At 38.8% G+C, this 19,694-nt stretch carries 17 protein-coding genes; 16 read left to right on the top strand and 1 reads right to left on the bottom strand.

Annotation, left to right across the window (positions count from 1 at the left end; all coding sequences use genetic code 11):
• Positions 1–15: 15 nt before the first annotated feature.
• From NC799_RS05955 to pyrE, 8 genes are read left to right on the top strand one after another with little or no spacing between them, the layout of a single operon-like run.
• The gene (locus NC799_RS05955; protein ID WP_272445462.1) at positions 16–948 is read left to right on the top strand and encodes an aspartate carbamoyltransferase catalytic subunit; all 933 of its coding nucleotides are present in this window, start codon (positions 16–18) and stop codon (positions 946–948) included.
• The gene (locus NC799_RS05950; protein ID WP_272445461.1) at positions 905–2,200 is read left to right on the top strand and encodes a dihydroorotase; all 1,296 of its coding nucleotides are present in this window, start codon (positions 905–907) and stop codon (positions 2,198–2,200) included. Before NC799_RS05955 ends, NC799_RS05950 begins: the two co-directional genes overlap by 44 nt.
• Complete coding sequence (carA, locus tag NC799_RS05945) at positions 2,182–3,297, top strand: glutamine-hydrolyzing carbamoyl-phosphate synthase small subunit (RefSeq protein ID WP_272445460.1); 1,116 nt, start codon at positions 2,182–2,184, stop codon at positions 3,295–3,297. The genes NC799_RS05950 and carA overlap by 19 nt, the downstream gene beginning before the upstream one ends.
• Positions 3,276–6,476, top strand: coding sequence for a carbamoyl-phosphate synthase large subunit (gene carB, locus NC799_RS05940; RefSeq protein WP_272445459.1), 3,201 nt, complete (start codon positions 3,276–3,278; stop codon positions 6,474–6,476). The genes carA and carB overlap by 22 nt, the downstream gene beginning before the upstream one ends.
• Positions 6,476–7,246 carry a dihydroorotate dehydrogenase electron transfer subunit gene (locus NC799_RS05935; protein WP_272445597.1) on the top strand — a complete coding sequence of 257 codons (771 nt, stop codon included), beginning with the start codon at positions 6,476–6,478 and terminating at the stop codon, positions 7,244–7,246. Before carB ends, NC799_RS05935 begins: the two co-directional genes overlap by 1 nt.
• Positions 7,246–8,181, top strand: coding sequence for a dihydroorotate dehydrogenase (locus NC799_RS05930; protein WP_272445458.1), 936 nt, complete (start codon positions 7,246–7,248; stop codon positions 8,179–8,181). The genes NC799_RS05935 and NC799_RS05930 overlap by 1 nt, the downstream gene beginning before the upstream one ends.
• On the top strand, positions 8,153–8,866 hold the full coding sequence (pyrF, locus tag NC799_RS05925) for an orotidine-5'-phosphate decarboxylase (protein ID WP_272445457.1): 714 nt from the start codon (positions 8,153–8,155) through the stop codon (positions 8,864–8,866). Before NC799_RS05930 ends, pyrF begins: the two co-directional genes overlap by 29 nt.
• Positions 8,850–9,482 carry an orotate phosphoribosyltransferase gene (gene pyrE, locus NC799_RS05920; protein WP_272445456.1) on the top strand — a complete coding sequence of 211 codons (633 nt, stop codon included), beginning with the start codon at positions 8,850–8,852 and terminating at the stop codon, positions 9,480–9,482. Before pyrF ends, pyrE begins: the two co-directional genes overlap by 17 nt.
• A gap of 25 nt (positions 9,483–9,507) precedes the next feature.
• On the opposite strand, the gene NC799_RS05915 is transcribed toward pyrE, so the two are convergent.
• Positions 9,508–11,214, bottom strand: coding sequence for an Rqc2 family fibronectin-binding protein (locus NC799_RS05915; protein WP_272445454.1), 1,707 nt, complete (start codon positions 11,212–11,214; stop codon positions 9,508–9,510).
• A gap of 191 nt (positions 11,215–11,405) precedes the next feature.
• Between NC799_RS05915 and NC799_RS05910 the strand changes: the two genes are divergently transcribed.
• From NC799_RS05910 to rsmB, 8 genes are all read left to right on the top strand, one after another.
• The gene (locus tag NC799_RS05910) at positions 11,406–12,293 is read left to right on the top strand and encodes a YicC/YloC family endoribonuclease (RefSeq protein ID WP_272445453.1); all 888 of its coding nucleotides are present in this window, start codon (positions 11,406–11,408) and stop codon (positions 12,291–12,293) included.
• Positions 12,294–12,420: 127 nt separating this feature from the next.
• A complete protein-coding gene (remA, locus tag NC799_RS05905) occupies positions 12,421–12,681 on the top strand; it encodes an extracellular matrix/biofilm regulator RemA (RefSeq protein ID WP_272445452.1) in 261 nt (86 codons plus the stop codon).
• Between the two features lie 15 nt (positions 12,682–12,696).
• Positions 12,697–13,317: a guanylate kinase gene (gene gmk, locus NC799_RS05900; RefSeq protein WP_272445451.1), complete on the top strand. Its 621-nt coding sequence runs from the start codon at positions 12,697–12,699 to the stop codon at positions 13,315–13,317.
• Entirely contained in the window at positions 13,314–13,520 is a 207-nt protein-coding gene (rpoZ, locus tag NC799_RS05895; protein WP_272445450.1) for a DNA-directed RNA polymerase subunit omega, read from the top strand. Before gmk ends, rpoZ begins: the two co-directional genes overlap by 4 nt.
• 188 nt (positions 13,521–13,708) lie before the next feature.
• The gene (gene coaBC, locus NC799_RS05890) at positions 13,709–14,914 is read left to right on the top strand and encodes a bifunctional phosphopantothenoylcysteine decarboxylase/phosphopantothenate--cysteine ligase CoaBC (protein WP_272445449.1); all 1,206 of its coding nucleotides are present in this window, start codon (positions 13,709–13,711) and stop codon (positions 14,912–14,914) included.
• Positions 14,911–17,319, top strand: coding sequence for a primosomal protein N' (gene priA / locus NC799_RS05885; protein ID WP_272445448.1), 2,409 nt, complete (start codon positions 14,911–14,913; stop codon positions 17,317–17,319). Before coaBC ends, priA begins: the two co-directional genes overlap by 4 nt.
• Positions 17,320–17,332: 13 nt before the next feature.
• The gene (gene fmt, locus NC799_RS05880) at positions 17,333–18,280 is read left to right on the top strand and encodes a methionyl-tRNA formyltransferase (protein WP_272445447.1); all 948 of its coding nucleotides are present in this window, start codon (positions 17,333–17,335) and stop codon (positions 18,278–18,280) included.
• Between the two features lies 1 nt (position 18,281).
• Positions 18,282–19,631 carry a 16S rRNA (cytosine(967)-C(5))-methyltransferase RsmB gene (gene rsmB / locus NC799_RS05875; RefSeq protein ID WP_272445446.1) on the top strand — a complete coding sequence of 450 codons (1,350 nt, stop codon included), beginning with the start codon at positions 18,282–18,284 and terminating at the stop codon, positions 19,629–19,631.
• Positions 19,632–19,694: the final 63 nt, after the last annotated feature.

Here is a 19,694-nt window from a genome sequence, read left to right as displayed (position 1 = left end):
AATGGGAGTGACTTGATGAAAAATTTTGTGTCAATGAGACAGTTTTCTGAACATGAGATGTTGCAGTTAATAAAGTTTGCCGATGACATTCAGCAACATGGTATAAAGCCTTTTAATGAGCAATTGTTCGCAGCAAACCTCTTCTTTGAGCCGAGTACACGAACAAAGATGAGCTTCATTGTTGCACAAAGGAAATTGGGGATTGAGGTACTGGATTTCATGACTGACAGCTCAAGTGTGAAAAAAGGCGAAAGTGTTTATGATACAGCACGAACATTTGAATCAATTGGCGCCTCCCTGTTAGTTGTTAGGCACCCTAAAGATAATCTTGTAAAAGAGCTTGCTGAGCGAGTTTCTATCCCAGTGATTAATGCTGGTGATGGGAAGGGTGAACATCCAACCCAGTGTTTACTTGATTTGTTAACCATCTATCAAGAATATCAGAAATTTAGGGGCTTAAAGGTTGCGATTGTTGGAGATATCAAGCATAGCAGAGTTGCTAGGTCGAATGCATTTGCTCTTTCGACAATGGGGGCAGATGTCTATCTATCCTCCCGACCAGATTGGTACGACGAAACGCTTCCATACCCATACATTGATATTGATGAAGCAATTGATACGTGTGATGTCATCATGTTGTTAAGAATTCAACACGAACGTCATCAGACAGAATCAACGCTAAACAAACAACAGTATCTTGAGGCTTATGGATTAACAGTAGAAAGAGAAAAGAGAATGAAACAGCACGCAATTATACTTCATCCTGCCCCAGTAAATAGAGGTGTGGAAATTGATGATAGATTAGTTGAAAGTAGTAAATCTCGAATTTTTAAACAAATGACAAACGGGGTGTCAGCAAGGATGGCTGTCATGTACCGAATCTTAGAAGACGGAGGCGTTTTACATGCGAACGATTTTAACAGGCGGAATGCAGTTAACAGCAGATAATGAGTGTAAGCCTTGTGAGATTGCCATTAAAGATGGTGTGATTGAAAAAATAGGAGATAAACTTGATCTCGAAGCAGACCAGACTATTGATTGTCAAGGGAAATTAATATCTCCAGGTTTCGTTGATGTCCATGTTCACCTACGTGAGCCGGGAGGGGAAAAGAAGGAGACAATTGAAACAGGAACAAAAGCAGCTGCACGTGGTGGATATACAACCGTTTGTGCGATGCCAAATACAAGACCAGTTCCAGATAGTGTAAACACATTACAAGATATTAATGAGAGAATTAAAGAAACGGCATACGTTCGTGTGCTTCCTTATGCATCGATTACCGAGCGATTGCTTGGCGCGACGCTTACAGATATGGAATCTTTGAAAGAAGCGGGTGCTTTTGCATTCACAGATGACGGTGTTGGTATTCAGACAGCTGACATGATGCTAAAAGCAATGAGTCAAGCAGCTAAAATCAATATGGCAATTGTTGCACATTGTGAAGACAATTCCTTAATTCACGGTGGGGTAATCCATGAAGGAAAGACAAGTCTACAATTAAATATTCCAGGCATCCCCTCGATATGTGAATCTGTCCAGATAGCTAGGGATGTGTTGTTAGCGGAGGCTACAGGATGTCATTACCATGTATGCCACGTAAGCACAAAAGAATCTGTTCGAGTAATTAGAGATGCAAAACGTGCAGGAATTCGTGTGACTGCAGAAGTAACACCACACCATTTGCTTCTTACTGAGGAAGATATTCAATCCGAAGATGCCAATTTTAAAATGAATCCTCCGTTGCGTGCAAAAGAAGATAGACAAGCCTTACTTGACGGTTTATTAGATGGAACAATTGATTTTATTGCTACGGACCATGCACCACATACAGCTGAAGAGAAGCAACTAGGACTTGATTTAGCGCCATTTGGTATTGTTGGATTTGAGACAGCATTTGGCCTTCTATATACACATTTGGTAAAGACTGGTGAAATTTCACTAAAACAACTAATTGATTGGATGACAATTAAACCGAGCCAAGTCTTTGGTTTACCGTACGGAGAATTAAAAGAAGGAGCGCCTGCTGACATAACAGTTCTTGACCTTCAAAAGCAAGAAGTGATAGATAAAGAAAGTTTTTATTCTAAAGGAAAAAATACACCTTTTGATAAATGGGAAGTGACTGGTGTTCCAGTGCTGACTATCGTAGAAGGGAAAATCGTCTTTCAAGGAGGATTCACATGGAAAAACGACAACTAGTGCTTGAAGATGGCACCGTATTTACAGGAGTAGCATTTGGTAGTGGACAGGCAAGTGTAGGTGAAGTTGTTTTTAATACAGGAATGACCGGCTACCAAGAAATCTTATCTGACCCATCTTATTGTGGGCAAATCGTAACGTTAACTTACCCGCTAATTGGAAATTACGGAATAAACCGAGATGACTTTGAAACCATTACACCTTCGATTCATGGACTTATTGTAAAAGAGGTTTGTGATTACCCATCAAACTTTCGAAGTGATGAAAGTTTGGATAGTTATTTAAAAGCCAACAATATCCCGGGTATTTCAGGGATTGATACAAGAAAATTAACGAAAATACTGCGCAAACATGGAACGATGAGAGGTATTTTTACGGCAATCGGACAATCCACAGAGGAAGCCTTAGCGATGATTAAAAAGACACCAATGATAACAGATCAAGTGAAAAGAGTTTCCACTGTAAAACCATATGTCGTCCCAGGTCGAGGAAAACGAATTGTGTTAGTAGATTTCGGCATGAAACACGGTATTTTGCGTGAATTAACCAAGCGGAATTGTCATGTAACAGTTGTTCCTTATAACTATGATGCAGAAAGTATTTTACGCTTAAAGCCTGATGGAGTCATGTTGACAAATGGACCAGGCAATCCGAAAGATGTACCAAGTGCAATAAAGATGATTAGTCACGTTATTCAGGAGGTACCAGTATTTGGTATCTGTTTAGGTCATCAATTACTTGCATTAGCATGTGGAGCCAATACAGAAAAACTTAAATTTGGTCACCGTGGCTCTAATCATCCTGTGAAGGACGTAATGCTAAATAAAACATATATTACATCACAAAATCATGGTTATGCTGTCACGGTTGATTCGTTAAATCATACAGATTTGGAACTTACGCAAATTGCTTTAAACGATAACACAGTAGAGGGAATTAAGCATAAGAACTATCCCGCATTCTCTGTCCAATATCATCCTGAGAGTTCACCAGGTCCAGACGATACGAATCACCTATTTGATGTATTCCTAACAACTATCGATCAACATCATGCATCGACGAAGGAGGAAGTAACATGCCAAAACGTACTGATATAAATAAAATTTTAGTTATCGGTTCAGGTCCAATAGTTATCGGACAAGCTGCTGAGTTTGACTATTCCGGAACACAAGCATGTCAGTCGCTAAAGGAAGAGGGTTACACAGTTATTCTTGCTAATTCAAATCCAGCGACAATTATGACCGACCATACGATTGCTGACACCGTCTATATGGAGCCATTAACCGTTGACTTTTTAATAAAAATCATCCGTAAAGAACGCCCGGATGCGATTCTTCCCACATTAGGTGGTCAGACTGGATTAAATATGGCTGTACAGCTAGAAGCAACTGGTATTTTAGAAGAGTGTAATACGGAGTTACTTGGAACATCATTAGATGCTATCCAACAAGCGGAAGATAGGGAGAAATTCCGTTCCTTAATGAATGAATTAAATGAGCCAGTACCTGATAGTATGATTGTTAACACGGTAGACCAAGCAGTAGCATTTTCTGAAGAAATCGGATTTCCGCTAATTGTTAGACCTGCCTATACTCTTGGTGGTACAGGTGGTGGCATGTGTTATGATGTTCAAGAACTTCGTAATATTACGCGAAATGGTTTAGCGTTATCACCAGTAAATCAGTGTTTAATCGAGAAAAATATTGCAGGCTTTAAAGAAATTGAATATGAAGTAATGCGTGACAAAAACGATCAAGCAATCGTTGTGTGTAACATGGAAAACATCGACCCTGTAGGAATTCATACTGGAGATTCGATTGTAACAGCACCATCGCAAACGCTAAGTGATCGGGAATACCAAATGTTAAGAAATGCGTCTTTAAAAATCATTCGTGCTTTAAAAATTGAAGGTGGATGCAATGTCCAATTAGCATTAGACCCTGATAGCTTCCAGTATTACATCATTGAAGTTAATCCAAGGGTAAGTCGTTCTTCTGCCTTAGCATCAAAAGCAACTGGTTATCCGATTGCGAAGATTGCAGCGAAAATTGCTGTTGGATTAACATTAGATGAAATTATCAATCCGATTACTGGTAAAACATACGCATGTTACGAGCCAGCGCTTGATTATGTAGTGACCAAGTTTCCTAGATTCCCATTTGATAAGTTTACTACAGGGAATCGAACATTAGGAACACAGATGAAAGCAACTGGTGAGGTAATGGCGATTGGTAGGACTTTTGAAGAATCACTATTAAAAGCAATCCGCTCCTTGGACATAAGTGCCGAAGACCTTTGGATGAAACGGTTAACCGAAGCAACAATCGAAGAGCTAAAAGCAAGATTAGTGAAGGCGGATGACGAACGAATTTACGTCTTAGCGGAAACGTTGCGACGTGGAATGTCATTGGATGAGATCTTTGATTTAACAAAAATAGACCGTTATTTCTTAGTTAAACTAAACAAGATTATTGAACTAGAACGAACATTAGCAAATAACAAAGGTTCTTTAGAACTGTTAAGAGAAGCAAAACAATTTGGTTTTTCAGATACACAAATAGCACGCGTGTGGGAGATGGATATGGATGACATTTATCAACTAAGGAAGCTTGAAAATATCCAACCCGTTTATAAAATGGTTGATACTTGTGCTGCAGAGTTTGAATCTGAGACCCCTTATTTTTATAGTACTTATGAAGAAGAAAATGAATCGGTTCGGTCTGAAAAAGAGAAAGTGCTCGTGCTAGGCTCTGGTCCAATCAGAATTGGTCAAGGAATTGAGTTTGATTATGCGACAGTACATTCCGTATTATCTTTAAAAGAAGCAGGCTATGAAGCGATTATCATGAATAATAACCCGGAAACAGTCTCCACTGATTTCAGTGTATCTGATAAGTTGTATTTTGAGCCACTAACGTTAGAAGATGTGATGCACGTCATAGAATTAGAGCAACCAATGGGAGTCATCGTTCAGTTTGGTGGTCAAACTGCTATTAATCTAGCTGAAGGTTTAGAGCGTAGGGGAGTTAAGATTTTGGGTACGGCACTAGAGGCTATCGATGCAGCTGAAAACCGTGATAAGTTTGAACAACTATTAGGGGAATTAAACATTCCACAACCAAAAGGCAAGAGTGTCAAAAAGCTTGACCAAGCAATCAGTGCCGCAAACGAAATAGGCTATCCTGTCTTAGTTCGACCATCTTATGTAATAGGTGGGAGTCAAATGGAAATTGTCTACAATGATGAAGAACTTTATAGTTATTTAAATAAAACGAACCACGTGACCCATAAACACCCTGTATTAATCGATAAATATTTAACAGGGATTGAAGTTGAGGTTGATGCAATAAGTGATGGAGAAACGACAATTATTCCGGGAATTATGGAGCATATCGAACGTGCAGGCGTCCACTCTGGTGACTCAATTGCTGTCTATCCTACACAGCGAATAAGTGCTGTCATTAAGCAAAAATGTGTGGATATAACGATAAAAATTGCAAAACGTCTCCAAGTGAAGGGATTAGTAAATATTCAATTTGTTGTGCATAAGGACGAAGTATATGTACTAGAAGTAAATCCGCGCGCAAGTCGAACAATTCCTTTTTTAAGTAAGATTACCGGTGTAACAATGGCCAACATTGCAACAAAATGTATTTTAGGTCAATCCCTTACTGACATGGGTTATCAAGACGGTGTCCTACCAGAGCCACTACATGTTTCTGTGAAAGTTCCGGTCTTCTCTTTTGAAAAATTACGGAGTGTTGATACGATACTAGGTCCAGAAATGAAATCCACTGGTGAAGCTATTGGACGGGATAAAACGTTAGAAAAAGCTTTATACAAAGGATTAATTGCATCAGGTTTATCGATACCTCAAGAAGGTGCTGCATTGTTAACGATCGCTGACAAGGATAAGGAAGAAGCAGTTGCGGTTGCAACCAGATTCCATCAGTTAGGTTTCACGCTCTATGCAACAGAGGGAACAGCTGCATCGATTAGTAACAATGGTATTCCGGTTCAATCGGTGGGGAAAATTGGAGCGTCTGGAACGAATGTATTATCGATTATTGAAAATGGTGACGTCCAGTTCGTTATCAATACACTAACTTCTGGTAAGCAGCCTCGATCTGACGGATTCAGAATCCGTAGAGAAGCAGTTGAGCATGGGATTGCATGTTTAACTAGCCTTGACACTGCACTTGCGATTATTAATGTGATTGATTCTACCACTTTTTCAGCAAGACCAGTTGTTGAGAGAAAGGCTGTCGTATTGTGATTAATAAACTTGACCTAACAGTAGTAACAAGGCAATCTATTGCCAGAGACACAGTGGAATTAACCCTTCACGGATTCAAGGATATCAATCAAATTAAACCAGGACAGTTTATTCATATTAATGTTGGTTCTGAATCGAATCATATGTTAAGACGTCCAATCTCCATTGCCGATGTAGACCAAACAACAGGTACGATCGTTATCATCTTCAAAATTATCGGTGCTGGAACAGATTTATTAAGTAAAGTATCGGTTGGGGAAAGGTTGGATGTTCTTATTCCTTGTGGTACTGGATATCCGATTGATCAAATCTCTGTAAACCATGCACTTGTTATTGGGGGAGGGATAGGTGTTCCCCCACTTTACTACTTAGCTAAGCAATTGGTTGCAAGAGGCGTGCGTGTCACTTCAATTATCGGGTTTCAAACAAAGGATGCTGTGTTTTATGAATCGAACTTTGCCCAACTTGGTGATTGTTATGTTGTAACAGATGATGGTAGTTATGGACACAAAGGTTATGTGACATCCATTATTGACAAGTACTCAATTGACTACTTTGATTATTTTTTTTCATGCGGACCAACTGGCATGCTCCGTGCTGTATCCAATCAATTACAAGATCATAATGGTTTTATTTCGATTGAACAACGGATGGGTTGCGGAATTGGTGCATGCTATGCATGTGTCGTACCAACCAATGATGATACTAATGGCTTTAAGAAAATCTGTAAAGATGGTCCGGTATTTCGTGCAAATGAGGTGGTTATCTGATGTCTCTACAAACAGTTTTACCAGGCTTACAATTAAAAAATCCAATCATGCCTGCATCTGGATGCTTCGGCTTTGGGCGTGAATTTAGTGATTTATATGACTTGAGTCAGTTAGGAGCTATTATCATCAAGGCGGCAACCAAAGAGGCACGTTACGGGAACCAAACGCCTAGAGTAGCTGAAACAGCAGCTGGGATGCTAAATGCCATCGGCCTACAAAACCCTGGTGTAAATGCAATCATTGACAATGAACTGCCCTTTCTAGCTAACTATGATGTTCCAATTGTTGCAAATGTTGCAGGGAGCACTGTTGAGGAATATGTAGAGGTGACAAGGGCATTTACGAGAACATCTAACATCCAGGCAATGGAGCTTAACATTTCATGTCCCAATGTTAAAGAGGGTGGAATCCAATTTGGAACAGAACCTAGTTTAGCTAAAGAAGTGACACGAAGAGTAAAAGAAGTAAGTCACGTGCCTGTTTACGTGAAACTGTCACCTAACGTCTCTAATATTGTTGCTATGGCTAAAGCAGTAGAAGCTGGTGGTGCAGACGGACTAACGATGATCAACACCGTGACCGGTATGCAGATGAATGCAGCTGCGCGAAAACCTCTACTTGCAAACAAAACAGGTGGATTATCTGGTCCGGCGATAAAGCCTATCGCAATCCGAATGATTTATGAAGTACGACAACATGTAGGGCTTCCAATCATTGGCATGGGAGGGATTGTGTCAGCAGAGGATGTACTGGAATTCTTGCTAGCTGGGGCAAATGCGGTAGCTGTTGGAACGGCAAACTTCCATAATCCATTTGTTTGTCCGGACATAATTAATCAATTACCAACAGTTCTTGAAAAGTACGGATTTGCATCTGTTGAAGATGCAGTTGGAAAGGGGCATGAGAATGCAAACACCTATCTACCTCGCACTTGATTTCGCTAGCGGAAAAGAAGCTTTAGGTTTTATTCGGAATAACGAATTAAAAGGCATACCGATAAAAATTGGTATGGAACTATTTTACAAAGAGGGTCCAGCAATTGTTGATGCATTTAAACAAGATAATCACCCAATCTTTCTTGATTTAAAGCTTCATGATATTCCTACCACAGTAAAAAAAGCAATGAAAAACGTGGCAATCTTAGGAGTAGATATGGTTAATGTTCATGCATTTGGGGGGAGTGAGATGATTCGTGCTGCTAAAGAGGGGTTGTTGGCTGGTACTAATCAGAAAGTCCCAAAGCTTCTTGCTGTAACCCTCCTAACTTCGATGGATGAAGCTACATTAAACAATGAATTACATGTCACAACAGGGGTTGAAACAACGGTTGTTGCCCTTGGCGAACTAGCTAATAATAATGGTGCAGATGGGGTGGTATGTTCCGTTCATGAGGTACCGATGATAAAAGCGGCTTGTGGTCACGAGTTTCTAACAGTCACGCCGGGAATTAGATTAACAGAATCAGCAAGCCATGATCAAAAAAGAATCGCAACGCCGAAAGTTGCCCACCAAAATGGAGCTGATCATATTGTTATTGGCCGCAGTGTAACCCAAGCGCCAAATCCGAAAAAAGCTTACGAACAAGCTGTAGAGGAGTGGAACCATGTCACTAGCAACTGAAATTGCACGAGAATTGTATAAAATAGAAGCGATCCAAATCAAACCAGATCGTTCCTTTACTTGGACCTCTGGAATTAAATCACCAATCTATTGTGATAACCGTTTAACGTTATCTTATCCTGATATTAGAGAAAAAATAGCAGATGCATTTGTTACGATTATCAAAGCGCAGGAAGAACAACCGGATGTCATTGCTGGTTGTGCTACTGCCGGTATTCCACATGCTGCGTGGATAGCTCAAAAGTTGAATCTACCAATGGTGTATGTTCGGTCAAAGCCGAAAGGGCATGGGAAGGGGAATCAAATTGAAGGGGATATTAAAGAGGGGCAGAAAGTTGTTGTTATTGAAGATTTAATCTCAACTGGAGGCTCATCCATTAATGCGGCACTTGCTTTGCAGGAAGCAGGAGCAAACGTAATTGGTGTCCTTGCCATTTTTTCCTATGGATTAGCGAAAGCAACTAATAATTTTAAAGCAAATGGTTTTCCTCTTACAACCATATCTAATTTTGATAGTTTATTAGATGAATTACTTGTAGCGGGAACGATTAACAAGGAAAATAAAGCAGATTTAATTGAGTGGCGTGATTCATTATCAGTGGAATTAACGAGATAATTAAGAAAAGCGCCTTGCGCTTTTCTTAGTTTCTTAATTTATCGATTAGACTTTTATCTGGATCGATATAAATTGTTTTTTGGTTTTCATATGTTACATATCCGGGCTTTGATCCATTTGGCTTTTTTACATGTCTGATTAATGTATAATCGACTGGCACCGAAGAAGAAGCCTTTGATTTACTAAAATATGCGGCTAGGTTAGCTGCCTCTCTAATCGTGTTCTCGCTAGGTGTTGAAGAACGAATGACAACATGTGACCCCGGAATGTCTTTTGTGTGAAACCACAAGTCGTCTTTATGGGCGAGCTTATTCGTTAAATAATCATTTTGTTTGTTATTCTTTCCAACCAAAAGAACGGTGCCATCAGAAGAGATGAATTTTTCGGGCTCTGGCTTTAGCTGCTTGTCCCGTTTATTTTTTTTGTTGGCTTTAATCTTAAGGTAACCCTGTTCTTGTAGTTCTTCTCTAATTTCTAGTATATCTTGTTCTCTTGCACTGTCGATTTGCTGAATAATCTCTTCTAAATAGCTAATTTCTTCTTTTGCTTTTTCTATTTCCTGAAGCACCATTTGTTTCGACTTTTTAAGCTTCTGGTACGTTTTAAAATAGGCTTGTGCATTTTCACTAGGCGTCTTATTAGGGTTTAAAGGAATCGAAATTTCTTGCTGGTTGGGGTCGTAATAATCGACAACTAGAGCTTGTTTATCACCTGTTTTCAATGCATGCATATTGGCAGTCAATAATTCCCCGTACCTTTGAAATTGATCAGCTTTTTCAGCCTTTGTTAAAGTATCCTTGTGCTTTATGATTTTTCTTTCATTTTTATCCCGTTCGTTTTTCAAAAAACGGATTAAGTCTCCTGCTTGTTGTTTAACACGGTCCCGTTTAGCTTTGCCAGAGTAAAAGCTATCAAGCATTTCACTGGTAGATTTAAATAGTTGGACATCGCCACGAATTGACGTTAAGTTTAGGACATAAAAAGTTTCCTTTTCTGATCGAATAATTTGTGGACAATAGTTGTTATTTAAAACAGTCGATTTTATTGATTCAAATGCCTGTTTGTACTGATCTTTTGTACCGAGACTAGCAAGATGGGTAATTTCTGATGCAATTAATGGAGAAAATCCCGTGTACGTATCTACCATCTGTTTCGCTAATTTCCCAGCGTTAAAGTCTAACTTCTTCATAAACGTATCCCCATCAATCGTTAAAGGGTTTATTTTCCCTTGGTCTGGTGGAAGTTTATAAGGCTGTCCTGGCATAATAATTCGGTAGCGGTTTTGGGACGGTGGAATATGCTTAATACTGTCTAAAATGTGTCCCTTTTCCTCGTCAACGAGATGAATGTTGCTATGCTTACCCATTACTTCAATAATTATTGTTTTTCGGGTTTCATCCCCGATTTCATCTTTTCCCTTGAAATGAAACATAACAATTCTTTCATTGTTATACTGCTCCACTTTTTCAACGAAACTTCCTAATAGATGTTTTCTTAATAACATACAAAACATGGGAGGCTCTTTAGGGTTTTGAAAGGAATCTTCGGTTAAATGAAATCTAGAATAACTGGAATGTGCAGATAGCAGTAAGGACTTATTTTTACCAAAGTTTCGAATAGTAAAAACTAGTTCTGTCTCCGTCGGTTGGTGTATTTTTAGTAGCCGACCAGTTGAAAGCTCTGTATTTAATTCTTGTGCGATTGCCCTTGTAACAATTCCGTCGAATGCCATCTGTATCACCTCGTAAAACTTTTAACAAGATCTTGTCAAAGACATTATACCATTTTTTAGCTATAGTATCCTAGCTGCAAAGATTCTTATTACGATAATAGGCATTGTTAGTTTTTTTTGATATGATGAACATAACTGTTAGAAGCCGTGCTTTTTCCGAGCGGAATTAACGATTGGTGGATGTGATGTTTATGATAAAAAGTATGACGGGTTATGGTCGAAAGGTTGTTACCGTTGATCAATTGCATGTTACTGTTGAAATTCGTAGTGTAAATCATCGTTTTTTAGATATATCAACTAAGCTTCCGCATCACTTGTTTGGGATAGAAAACAAAGTAAAGCAAGTCATAAAAAACCATTTTTCAAGAGGAAGGGTCGAGTTATTTCTTTCGGTTGATGGTGAAGGCTATCTTGAACGTAAGCTTCGTGTTGATTGGAATTTAGTCGATCAATATGTCGATCACTTAAAGACATTGAAGCAAAAGTTTTCATTAAGTGGTGAGCCATCTTTAGCTATGATGACGAATTTAGAGAATCTCTTTCTTATCGAAGAAACAGAAAGTCCGGTTGATTCAATCAAAGATAGCATAATAACAGCAGTAGGTTTTGCTTGTGAAGAAGTAGTGAAAATGAGAAAAAAAGAAGGAGAATTACTTGAACAAGATTTACGCAACCGAATTAACTTAATTAAAAATATAGTAAAAATGTTGGGTGATCAGAGAGAAATTGTTATAATAGAATATCAGGAGAGAATTTTGAAACGAATTCAGTCTTACATAAATGACTATAAAGAGATTAGTAGTGAGGACACAAAGCTCGTTCAAGATGTCGCTTTATTGGCTGAAAAAGGTGATATAACAGAAGAAGTAACAAGACTAATGAGCCACCTACAGCAATTTTCAGCTATTTTAAATCAAGAAGAAGCGATTGGGAGAAAATTAGATTTTATCACCCAAGAAATGCACCGAGAAGCAAATACAATTGGGGCAAAGTCGAATGATGCTGAAATTAGTGAATATGTGGTAGAACTAAAGAGTGAGATTGAGAAAATTAAAGAGCAAATTCAGAATGTTGAATAACTTTTTATTTTTCGTCAACCCTTGGTTTATACTATAATAGGCAAGAAGCAAAAAATGTCGTTATTTAAGAGATACATGAATTTATCGGACGTTCGGGAATTTCCCGGAACGGGAGGGGGATCTACGTATGAGTTTGAAACTTATTAACATTGGATTTGGGAATGTGGTTTCGGCGAACCGAATTATTTCTATCGTTTCTCCAGAATCTGCTCCAATTAAACGAATTATTACTGTTGCTAGGGACAATAATAAATTAGTAGATGCTACATACGGAAGGCGTACACGAGCTGTTATCATAACCGATAGTGATCACGTTGTATTATCAGCTGTGCAGCCAGAAACAGTTGGTCAGCGTGTCATTAGTAATGACGAGATCTCTGATGAATAACTAGGAGGACATATGTTGATAAAAGAGAAAGGTATATTGTTTGTTTTATCAGGACCATCTGGGGTTGGTAAGGGGACAGTTAGAAAGGCACTATTTGAAAAAGATACTGAATTAAAATATTCTATATCGATGACAACACGACCAATAAGAAGTGGTGAGCAAGAAGGTATGGATTATTTTTACCGCTCAAAACAAGAGTTTGAACAAATGATTCGAAACAATAAGCTGTTAGAGTATGCAGAATATGTTGGGAATTATTATGGAACACCACGGGATTATGTAGAAGAAACATTAGAGTCTGGCAAGGATGTATTTTTAGAAATTGAAGTCCAAGGTGCCCTTCAAGTGAAAGAAAATTTCCCTGAGGGCGTGTTCATCTTTTTATTTCCACCAAGCTTAGATGAGTTAAAAAACCGCATAATAAATAGAGGAACTGAAACAGAGGATTTAGTTAGAAATAGGCTACTTGCTGCTAAAGAGGAAATTGAAATGATGGATGCCTATGACTATGTCGTAGTTAACGATGAGGTTGAAACGGCAGTTAAAAAGGTTCAATCCATTGTACGCAGTGAACACTGTAAACGTGAAAGAGTTGCCAAACAGTATAAAAAAATATTGGAGGCTGAATTAGGATGATGTTAGAACCTTCTATCGATAAATTGCAACAAAAAATTAATTCGAAATATACGTTAGTTACTTTATCTGCAAGGCGTGCTCGTCAAATCCAAGACACAAAGCGTCATCAGATAGAAAAACCGAAGTCGTATAAATATGTGGGGATTGCACTAGAAGAAATTCAAGCGAATAAGTTAACGTTCATTCCTTCTGATGAAGATTAAATTAAAACCATTTTGTAGTAAAAAATGTAATTGATATACTTTTCCCTCGCTTGCTCATGGCTCGCGAGGGTTTCTTCTATTCGTGTCATTTATCTCCTTTTGATAGGTAGTGTTCAGCTTTGAACAGTGAACGAGGTGAGTGTTAAACTATTTGAAATTTGTTATGTAGTCAGAAAGGGGGAAGTTTTATGCTTGCAGGGACAAAAATAGTATTAGGTGTTGCTGGAGGAATTGCGGCTTACAAGGCCTGTGCGTTAACGAGTAAGTTGACACAGCAAGGAGCTGTAGTAAAGGTGATCATGACAAAAAGTGCCACTGAATTTATATCACCGCTAACATTTCAAGCGTTATCTAGAAATGCAGTTTATACCGATACGTTCGATGAAAAAGATCTGGAAAAAATTGCTCATATCGATTTAGCTGATTGGGCTGACTGCTTTATTATTGCACCTGCAACGGCAAATACCATTGGAAAATTTGCTAATGGAATAGGTGATGACATGTTATCTACTACCATACTTGCAACGACATCGCCTGTCTATATCGCACCAAGCATGAATGTAAACATGTACAGTCATCCGTCCGTTGTTGCTAATATGAAAATACTAGATGGTTATGGGTATCGCTTTATTGAACCAGGAAACGGGTATCTTGCTTGTGGCTGGGTTGGTAAAGGGAGACTTGAAGAACCGGAAACAATTATCCAAGTTGTTGATCAAGATTTATTGACTAACCAATTGTTTGCAGGTAAGAAAGTTCTAGTCACTGCTGGACCAACAAGAGAAAAAGTTGATCCTGTTCGGTTTTTCTCTAACCACTCATCGGGTAAGATGGGCTTTGCTCTTGCTGAAGAAGCAGCCCGTCTTGGAGCAGATGTAACTCTTATTGCTGGTCCCGTCCAGTTACCAACGCCAACAAATGTTGCCCGAATTGATGTAGAATCAGCAGAAGAGATGTATCAAGCAGTTAACTCCTATTATGACGACCAAGATATTGTTATTAAGGCTGCTGCTGTTGCGGACTATCGCCCAATCAATACCTATCAGGAAAAAATCAAGAAAAAAACTGGCAATCTAACAATTGAGATGGAGCGAACGAAAGACATTTTAAAAGAGCTAGGCACTAAAAAACAGGGCCAGTTTTTAGTAGGATTTGCTGCAGAGACAACAAATGTTTTGGACTATGGTAAAGCGAAACTAGTGTCTAAAAACCTGGATGCCATTGTTATTAACGATATAACCGTCGAGGGTGCGGGTTTTACTACGGATACGAATCAAGTGTGGTATCTAAATCGAGAAGGAAAAGAACACTTATTACCACTTGCATCCAAAAGAGATATAGCAAGACAACTATTATTAATTATTGATCAGGAAATAAAGGATGAATCCAAGTGAATATAGCAAAGGTAGTAGTGGATGTTCCAGCGAGTCAAACAAATCGAGTCTTTGACTACAATATTCCAGATAAGTTTACCGACATTGTTCATTGTGGCATGAGAGTAATCGTCCCGTTTGGACCGAGGAAAGTGATGGGGTTTGTATTAGAAATTACTGATCATTCATCGTTTGACAAGCTGAAAAGTATAGACGATTTGTTAGACGTTACCCCAGTCCTTAACAAGGAATTGCTCGAGCTCGGTAAGTGGTTATCTAACCATACACTAAGTTTTTACATATCTGCATTTCAGGCGATGCTGCCACAAGTGTTAAAGGCTAAATATAAAAAGGAGTTTCAACGGAAGAACGGCGCCCAATTACCTAAGGAACTAGAAACGATTTTTGCTGGACGTGATTTCGTGTCTTCTGACGAATTTATTGAGCGAGATGGCAATTATCGATTATTACAACGAATGATAGAAGATGACCAGATAGACGTCCTCTACCATGTTCATTCTAGGGAAACGATCAAAAAAGAAACGATTCTTGGCCTAGCAAAAGAACCACGTGTTTATGCAGAAAAAATCGAAACGCTACCGAAACAAGCGACTAAACAAAGGGAAATACTCGCATACCTACTCGACCAGGGTGGGGATGTTAGCCAAAAGAGACTGATAAAAGACTTAAAAACAACAAGAGCTACGATTAAAACATTAATTGACCAAGGGTTAGTTAAGGAAACAAAAAAAGAAGTTTATCGAAATCCGTATAAAGAAGAGAACTATAAACGGACAACACCACTAGGATTAACCGAGGAACAAACCGAAGTAATCAAACCGATTTGGACATCAATCGATCAAAACGAACATGAAGTGTTTCTACTTCACGGGGTAACTGGTAGTGGTAAAACAGAAGTTTATTTGCAGGCTATCCAAAAGGTATTGGCGCATCAAAAAGGAGCAATTGTTTTAGTTCCTGAAATTTCTTTAACTCCACAAATGGTCAAACGTTTTAAAGGAAGGTTTGGCTCTGATGTAGCTGTCCTCCATAGCGCCCTGTCACCAGGTGAAAAATACGATGAATGGCGCAAAATACAAAGACAGCAGGTGAAGGTTGTCGTAGGGGCACGGTCTGCTATTTTTGCACCATTAAAAAACATCGGTATTATCATCATTGATGAGGAACATGAAACAAGCTATAAACAAGAAGAACATCCACGGTATCATACGAAAGATGTTGCGATCCACCGCGGTGAGGTGCATAAGTGTCCGGTAGTATTAGGGAGCGCTACACCAACATTAGAATCTTATGCCCGGGCACAAAAGAATGTCTATCGCCTTCTAAGTTTACCTCATCGGGTAAACAACCAAGCAATGCCAGAAGTGAAAATAGTTGATATGAGAGACGAGTTACACGCAGGTAATCGGACCATGTTCTCAAGGACACTAAAAGAAGCGATTGAAGAGCGGATAAAACGCAAAGAGCAAATTGTTCTTTTCCTAAATAGACGAGGGTATTCAACCTTTGTAATGTGTCGAGACTGTGGATATGTCCTAGAATGCCCGCATTGTGATATTGCGCTAACGTACCATCGTAAACAAGAGAAGTTAAAATGTCACTATTGTTCTTATGAAGAAAAGATGCCTAGCGCTTGTCCGAGTTGTCAAAGCGAAACGATTCGTTATTTTGGTACAGGAACGCAAAAGGTAGAGGAGGCAATACAAGAGCTAATTCCAACGGCCCGGGTTATTAGGATGGATGTTGATACAACAAGGAAGAAGGGGTCCCATGAAAAACTGTTAAACCAATATGGTAACCATGAAGCAGATATTTTACTCGGGACACAAATGATAGCAAAGGGACTTGACTTTGCGAATGTTACTTTAGTAGGAGTTCTTGCTGCTGATTCGATGTTGCATTTGCCTGATTTTCGCTCATCAGAAAAGACGTTTCAATTGTTGACCCAAGTAAGTGGACGGGCTGGACGTGCGGAGCTACCAGGGGAAGTGGTTGTCCAAACCTATACACCGGAACATTACAGTATTCAATTAGCCAGCAAACATGATTATGATACGTTTTTTCAAAAAGAAATGTCGATGAGAAAAAAATTCCAGTACCCACCGTATTATTTCTTAACGTTAATAACTGTTTCTCATCCGAATCAGGTGAAATGCCAAGAGGTGATTCGAACAATTAGTCAACTTTTGATGAAGCATTTGGCAAAAGAAACAAAAATATTGGGTCCGACTCCATCTCCGGTAACGAGGATCAAGGATAGATATCGTTACCAATGCATGGTAAAATACAAAAATGAACCAAAGCAACGTGAAATACTTAACAAAATTTTGGTTGTATTTGAATCTGACATCCAAAAAAATGATTTGTTAATCCAAATTGATCTACAACCTTATCAACTTATGTAGAAAGGGGTCTAACATGAAGCGAATTGTCTTTATGGGTACACCTGATTTTGCTGTGCCAGTACTCGAACGATTAGTAGAAGAGAACTATGAGGTTGTCCTTGTTGTGACTCAACCAGACCGTCCAAAAGGGAGGAAGCGAGAACTTACTCCACCACCTGTGAAAGTGGCTGCCAAGAAGCACGGCATTCCTGTCTTTCAACCTGAGAAGATTAATGAAGAAGAAGCGTACACACAAGTTCTCAACTATAAACCAGACATAATTATAACTGCAGCCTTTGGTCAAATCTTACCAAAGGCATTACTAGAGGCACCAGAACTAGGTTGTATCAATGTTCATGCCTCGCTCCTACCAGAATTAAGAGGGGGAGCACCGATTCATTATGCTATTATGCAAGGAAAGAAAGAAACAGGGATAACGATTATGTATATGGTTGAGAAATTGGATGCGGGAGATATTATTTCTCAAGACAAGATAACGATAGAAGAAGACGATCATGTTGGTTCCTTGCATGAGAAGTTAGCTAAAGTAGGCTCTAATCTACTAAGTAAAACACTTCCGAACATCTTTAATAAACAAATAACACCATTGAAACAAAACGAAGAATTAGCAACATACGCCTCTAACATAAAGAGAGAGCAGGAAAAAATAGACTGGAGTAAACCTAGCGGTGATATTTATAACCAAATTCGTGGACTTCATCCTTGGCCAGTTGCTTTTACGACATTAGAAGGAAAGACAATCAAAATATGGTGGGCAATTCCTGTAAACAAATCGTATCAGGATGCACAGTACGGTGAAATAGTGAGCAAAGAAGAAGATGGGTTTATTGTTTGCTGTGGTGACCAGTACGGACTAAAAATAACAGACCTCCAACCAGCAGGAAAAAAGCGGATGGATGCTCGCGATTATTTACGTGGTAGTGGAAGTGGATTGCAAGTTGGACAAAAGTTAGGAGTGTAATATGACTAAGCATGCATTACGAACGACTGCTTTAGATATTCTAGTAAGAATTGGCGAGAAGGGTGGCTTTAGCCATTTACTAATCGATCAAGCTATTAAAACAAAAGGGTTAAGTAGCCGAGATGAAGGGTTATTGACCGAAATGGTATATGGTACTATCCAACGTAAACTGACACTTGCTTACTTTTTAGATGCTTTTATTCAAGCGAACAAAAAAATCGATCCATGGGTAAAATGGCTGTTATATATGTCCTTTTACCAAATGGTGTATTTGGACAAGGTTCCTGCCCATGCAATCATTCATGAAGCGGTAGAAATAGCTAAGCATAAAGGACATAAAGGGGTTGCTGGGTTAGTCAATGGAACACTTCGTAATGCGCAACGTAGTGGTTTTCCAAGCTTTGACAAAATAAAAGACCCTATTGAACGCCTAAGTATTGAAACTAGTCACCCGTTATGGTTAGTAAACCGTTGGATAGATTTGTACGGAATGGAAATAACGACAAAAATCTGTCATTCAAATTTACGGCATAAACCAATTTCTGTGCGAATTCAGCCATTAAAAATAAACAAGCAATCAGCAATTAGTCTGTTAGAGGATGAGGGTTATGAAGTCGAATCATCTATTTTTTCTAATCAAGGGTTAATTATTAGACAAGGAAATATTCTTAAAAGTTCTTTATTTAAGAATGGAATGATTACGATTCAAGACCAAAGTTCCATGCTCGTTGCTGAAATGCTAGACCTTAAACAAGACATGGTTGTCCTTGACGCATGTAGTGCTCCAGGTGGGAAAGCAACCCACATTGCTGAGAAAATGGAGAACCGAGGTGCTGTTCATGCGTATGATTTGCATGATAAAAAGGCAAAACTTGTTTCTAAAAAGGCGAAGGAGCTTGATTTAAATATCCTAAAAGTAGGACAAGCCGATTCAAGAAAACTGAAAGATATTCACGGTCCCGAAGAATTTGATAGAATATTACTTGATGCTCCATGTTCTGGACTGGGTGTATTACGTAGTAAACCAGATATTAAATACCACAAAAAGCAAGAAGATATCGACAGTTTAGCTCAAATTCAAGGACAATTAATGGAAAGTGTATCTTCTTTATTAAAAAAAGGTGGTAAACTAGTATATAGTACTTGTACGATTGACAAATCTGAAAATGAGTCTATTGTCCAGGAGTTCTTGGTAAACCATCCAAATTTCAAAATAGATGATCAATTTTTTAAGGAGTTACCAGAAGAATTGAAAACATCTATTGGAATAACCGATTGGGGATTACAATTGTTTCCACATGAATATAATACGGACGGTTTTTTCCTTACAAGATTGATAAAGATGGATTAATCCTGTTTGTTTGAGGAGAAAAAGTGTCTCTTGTTCTTGGTTTTAGACAAGAGGAGCGGGGTG

This window comes from Aquibacillus salsiterrae, assembly GCF_028416595.1.
Taxonomy (GTDB): domain Bacteria; phylum Bacillota; class Bacilli; order Bacillales; family Amphibacillaceae; genus Aquibacillus_A; species Aquibacillus_A salsiterrae.
The sequence above is the reverse complement of the archived record's forward strand: the minus strand, read 5'-3'. Positions and strand labels throughout refer to the sequence as shown.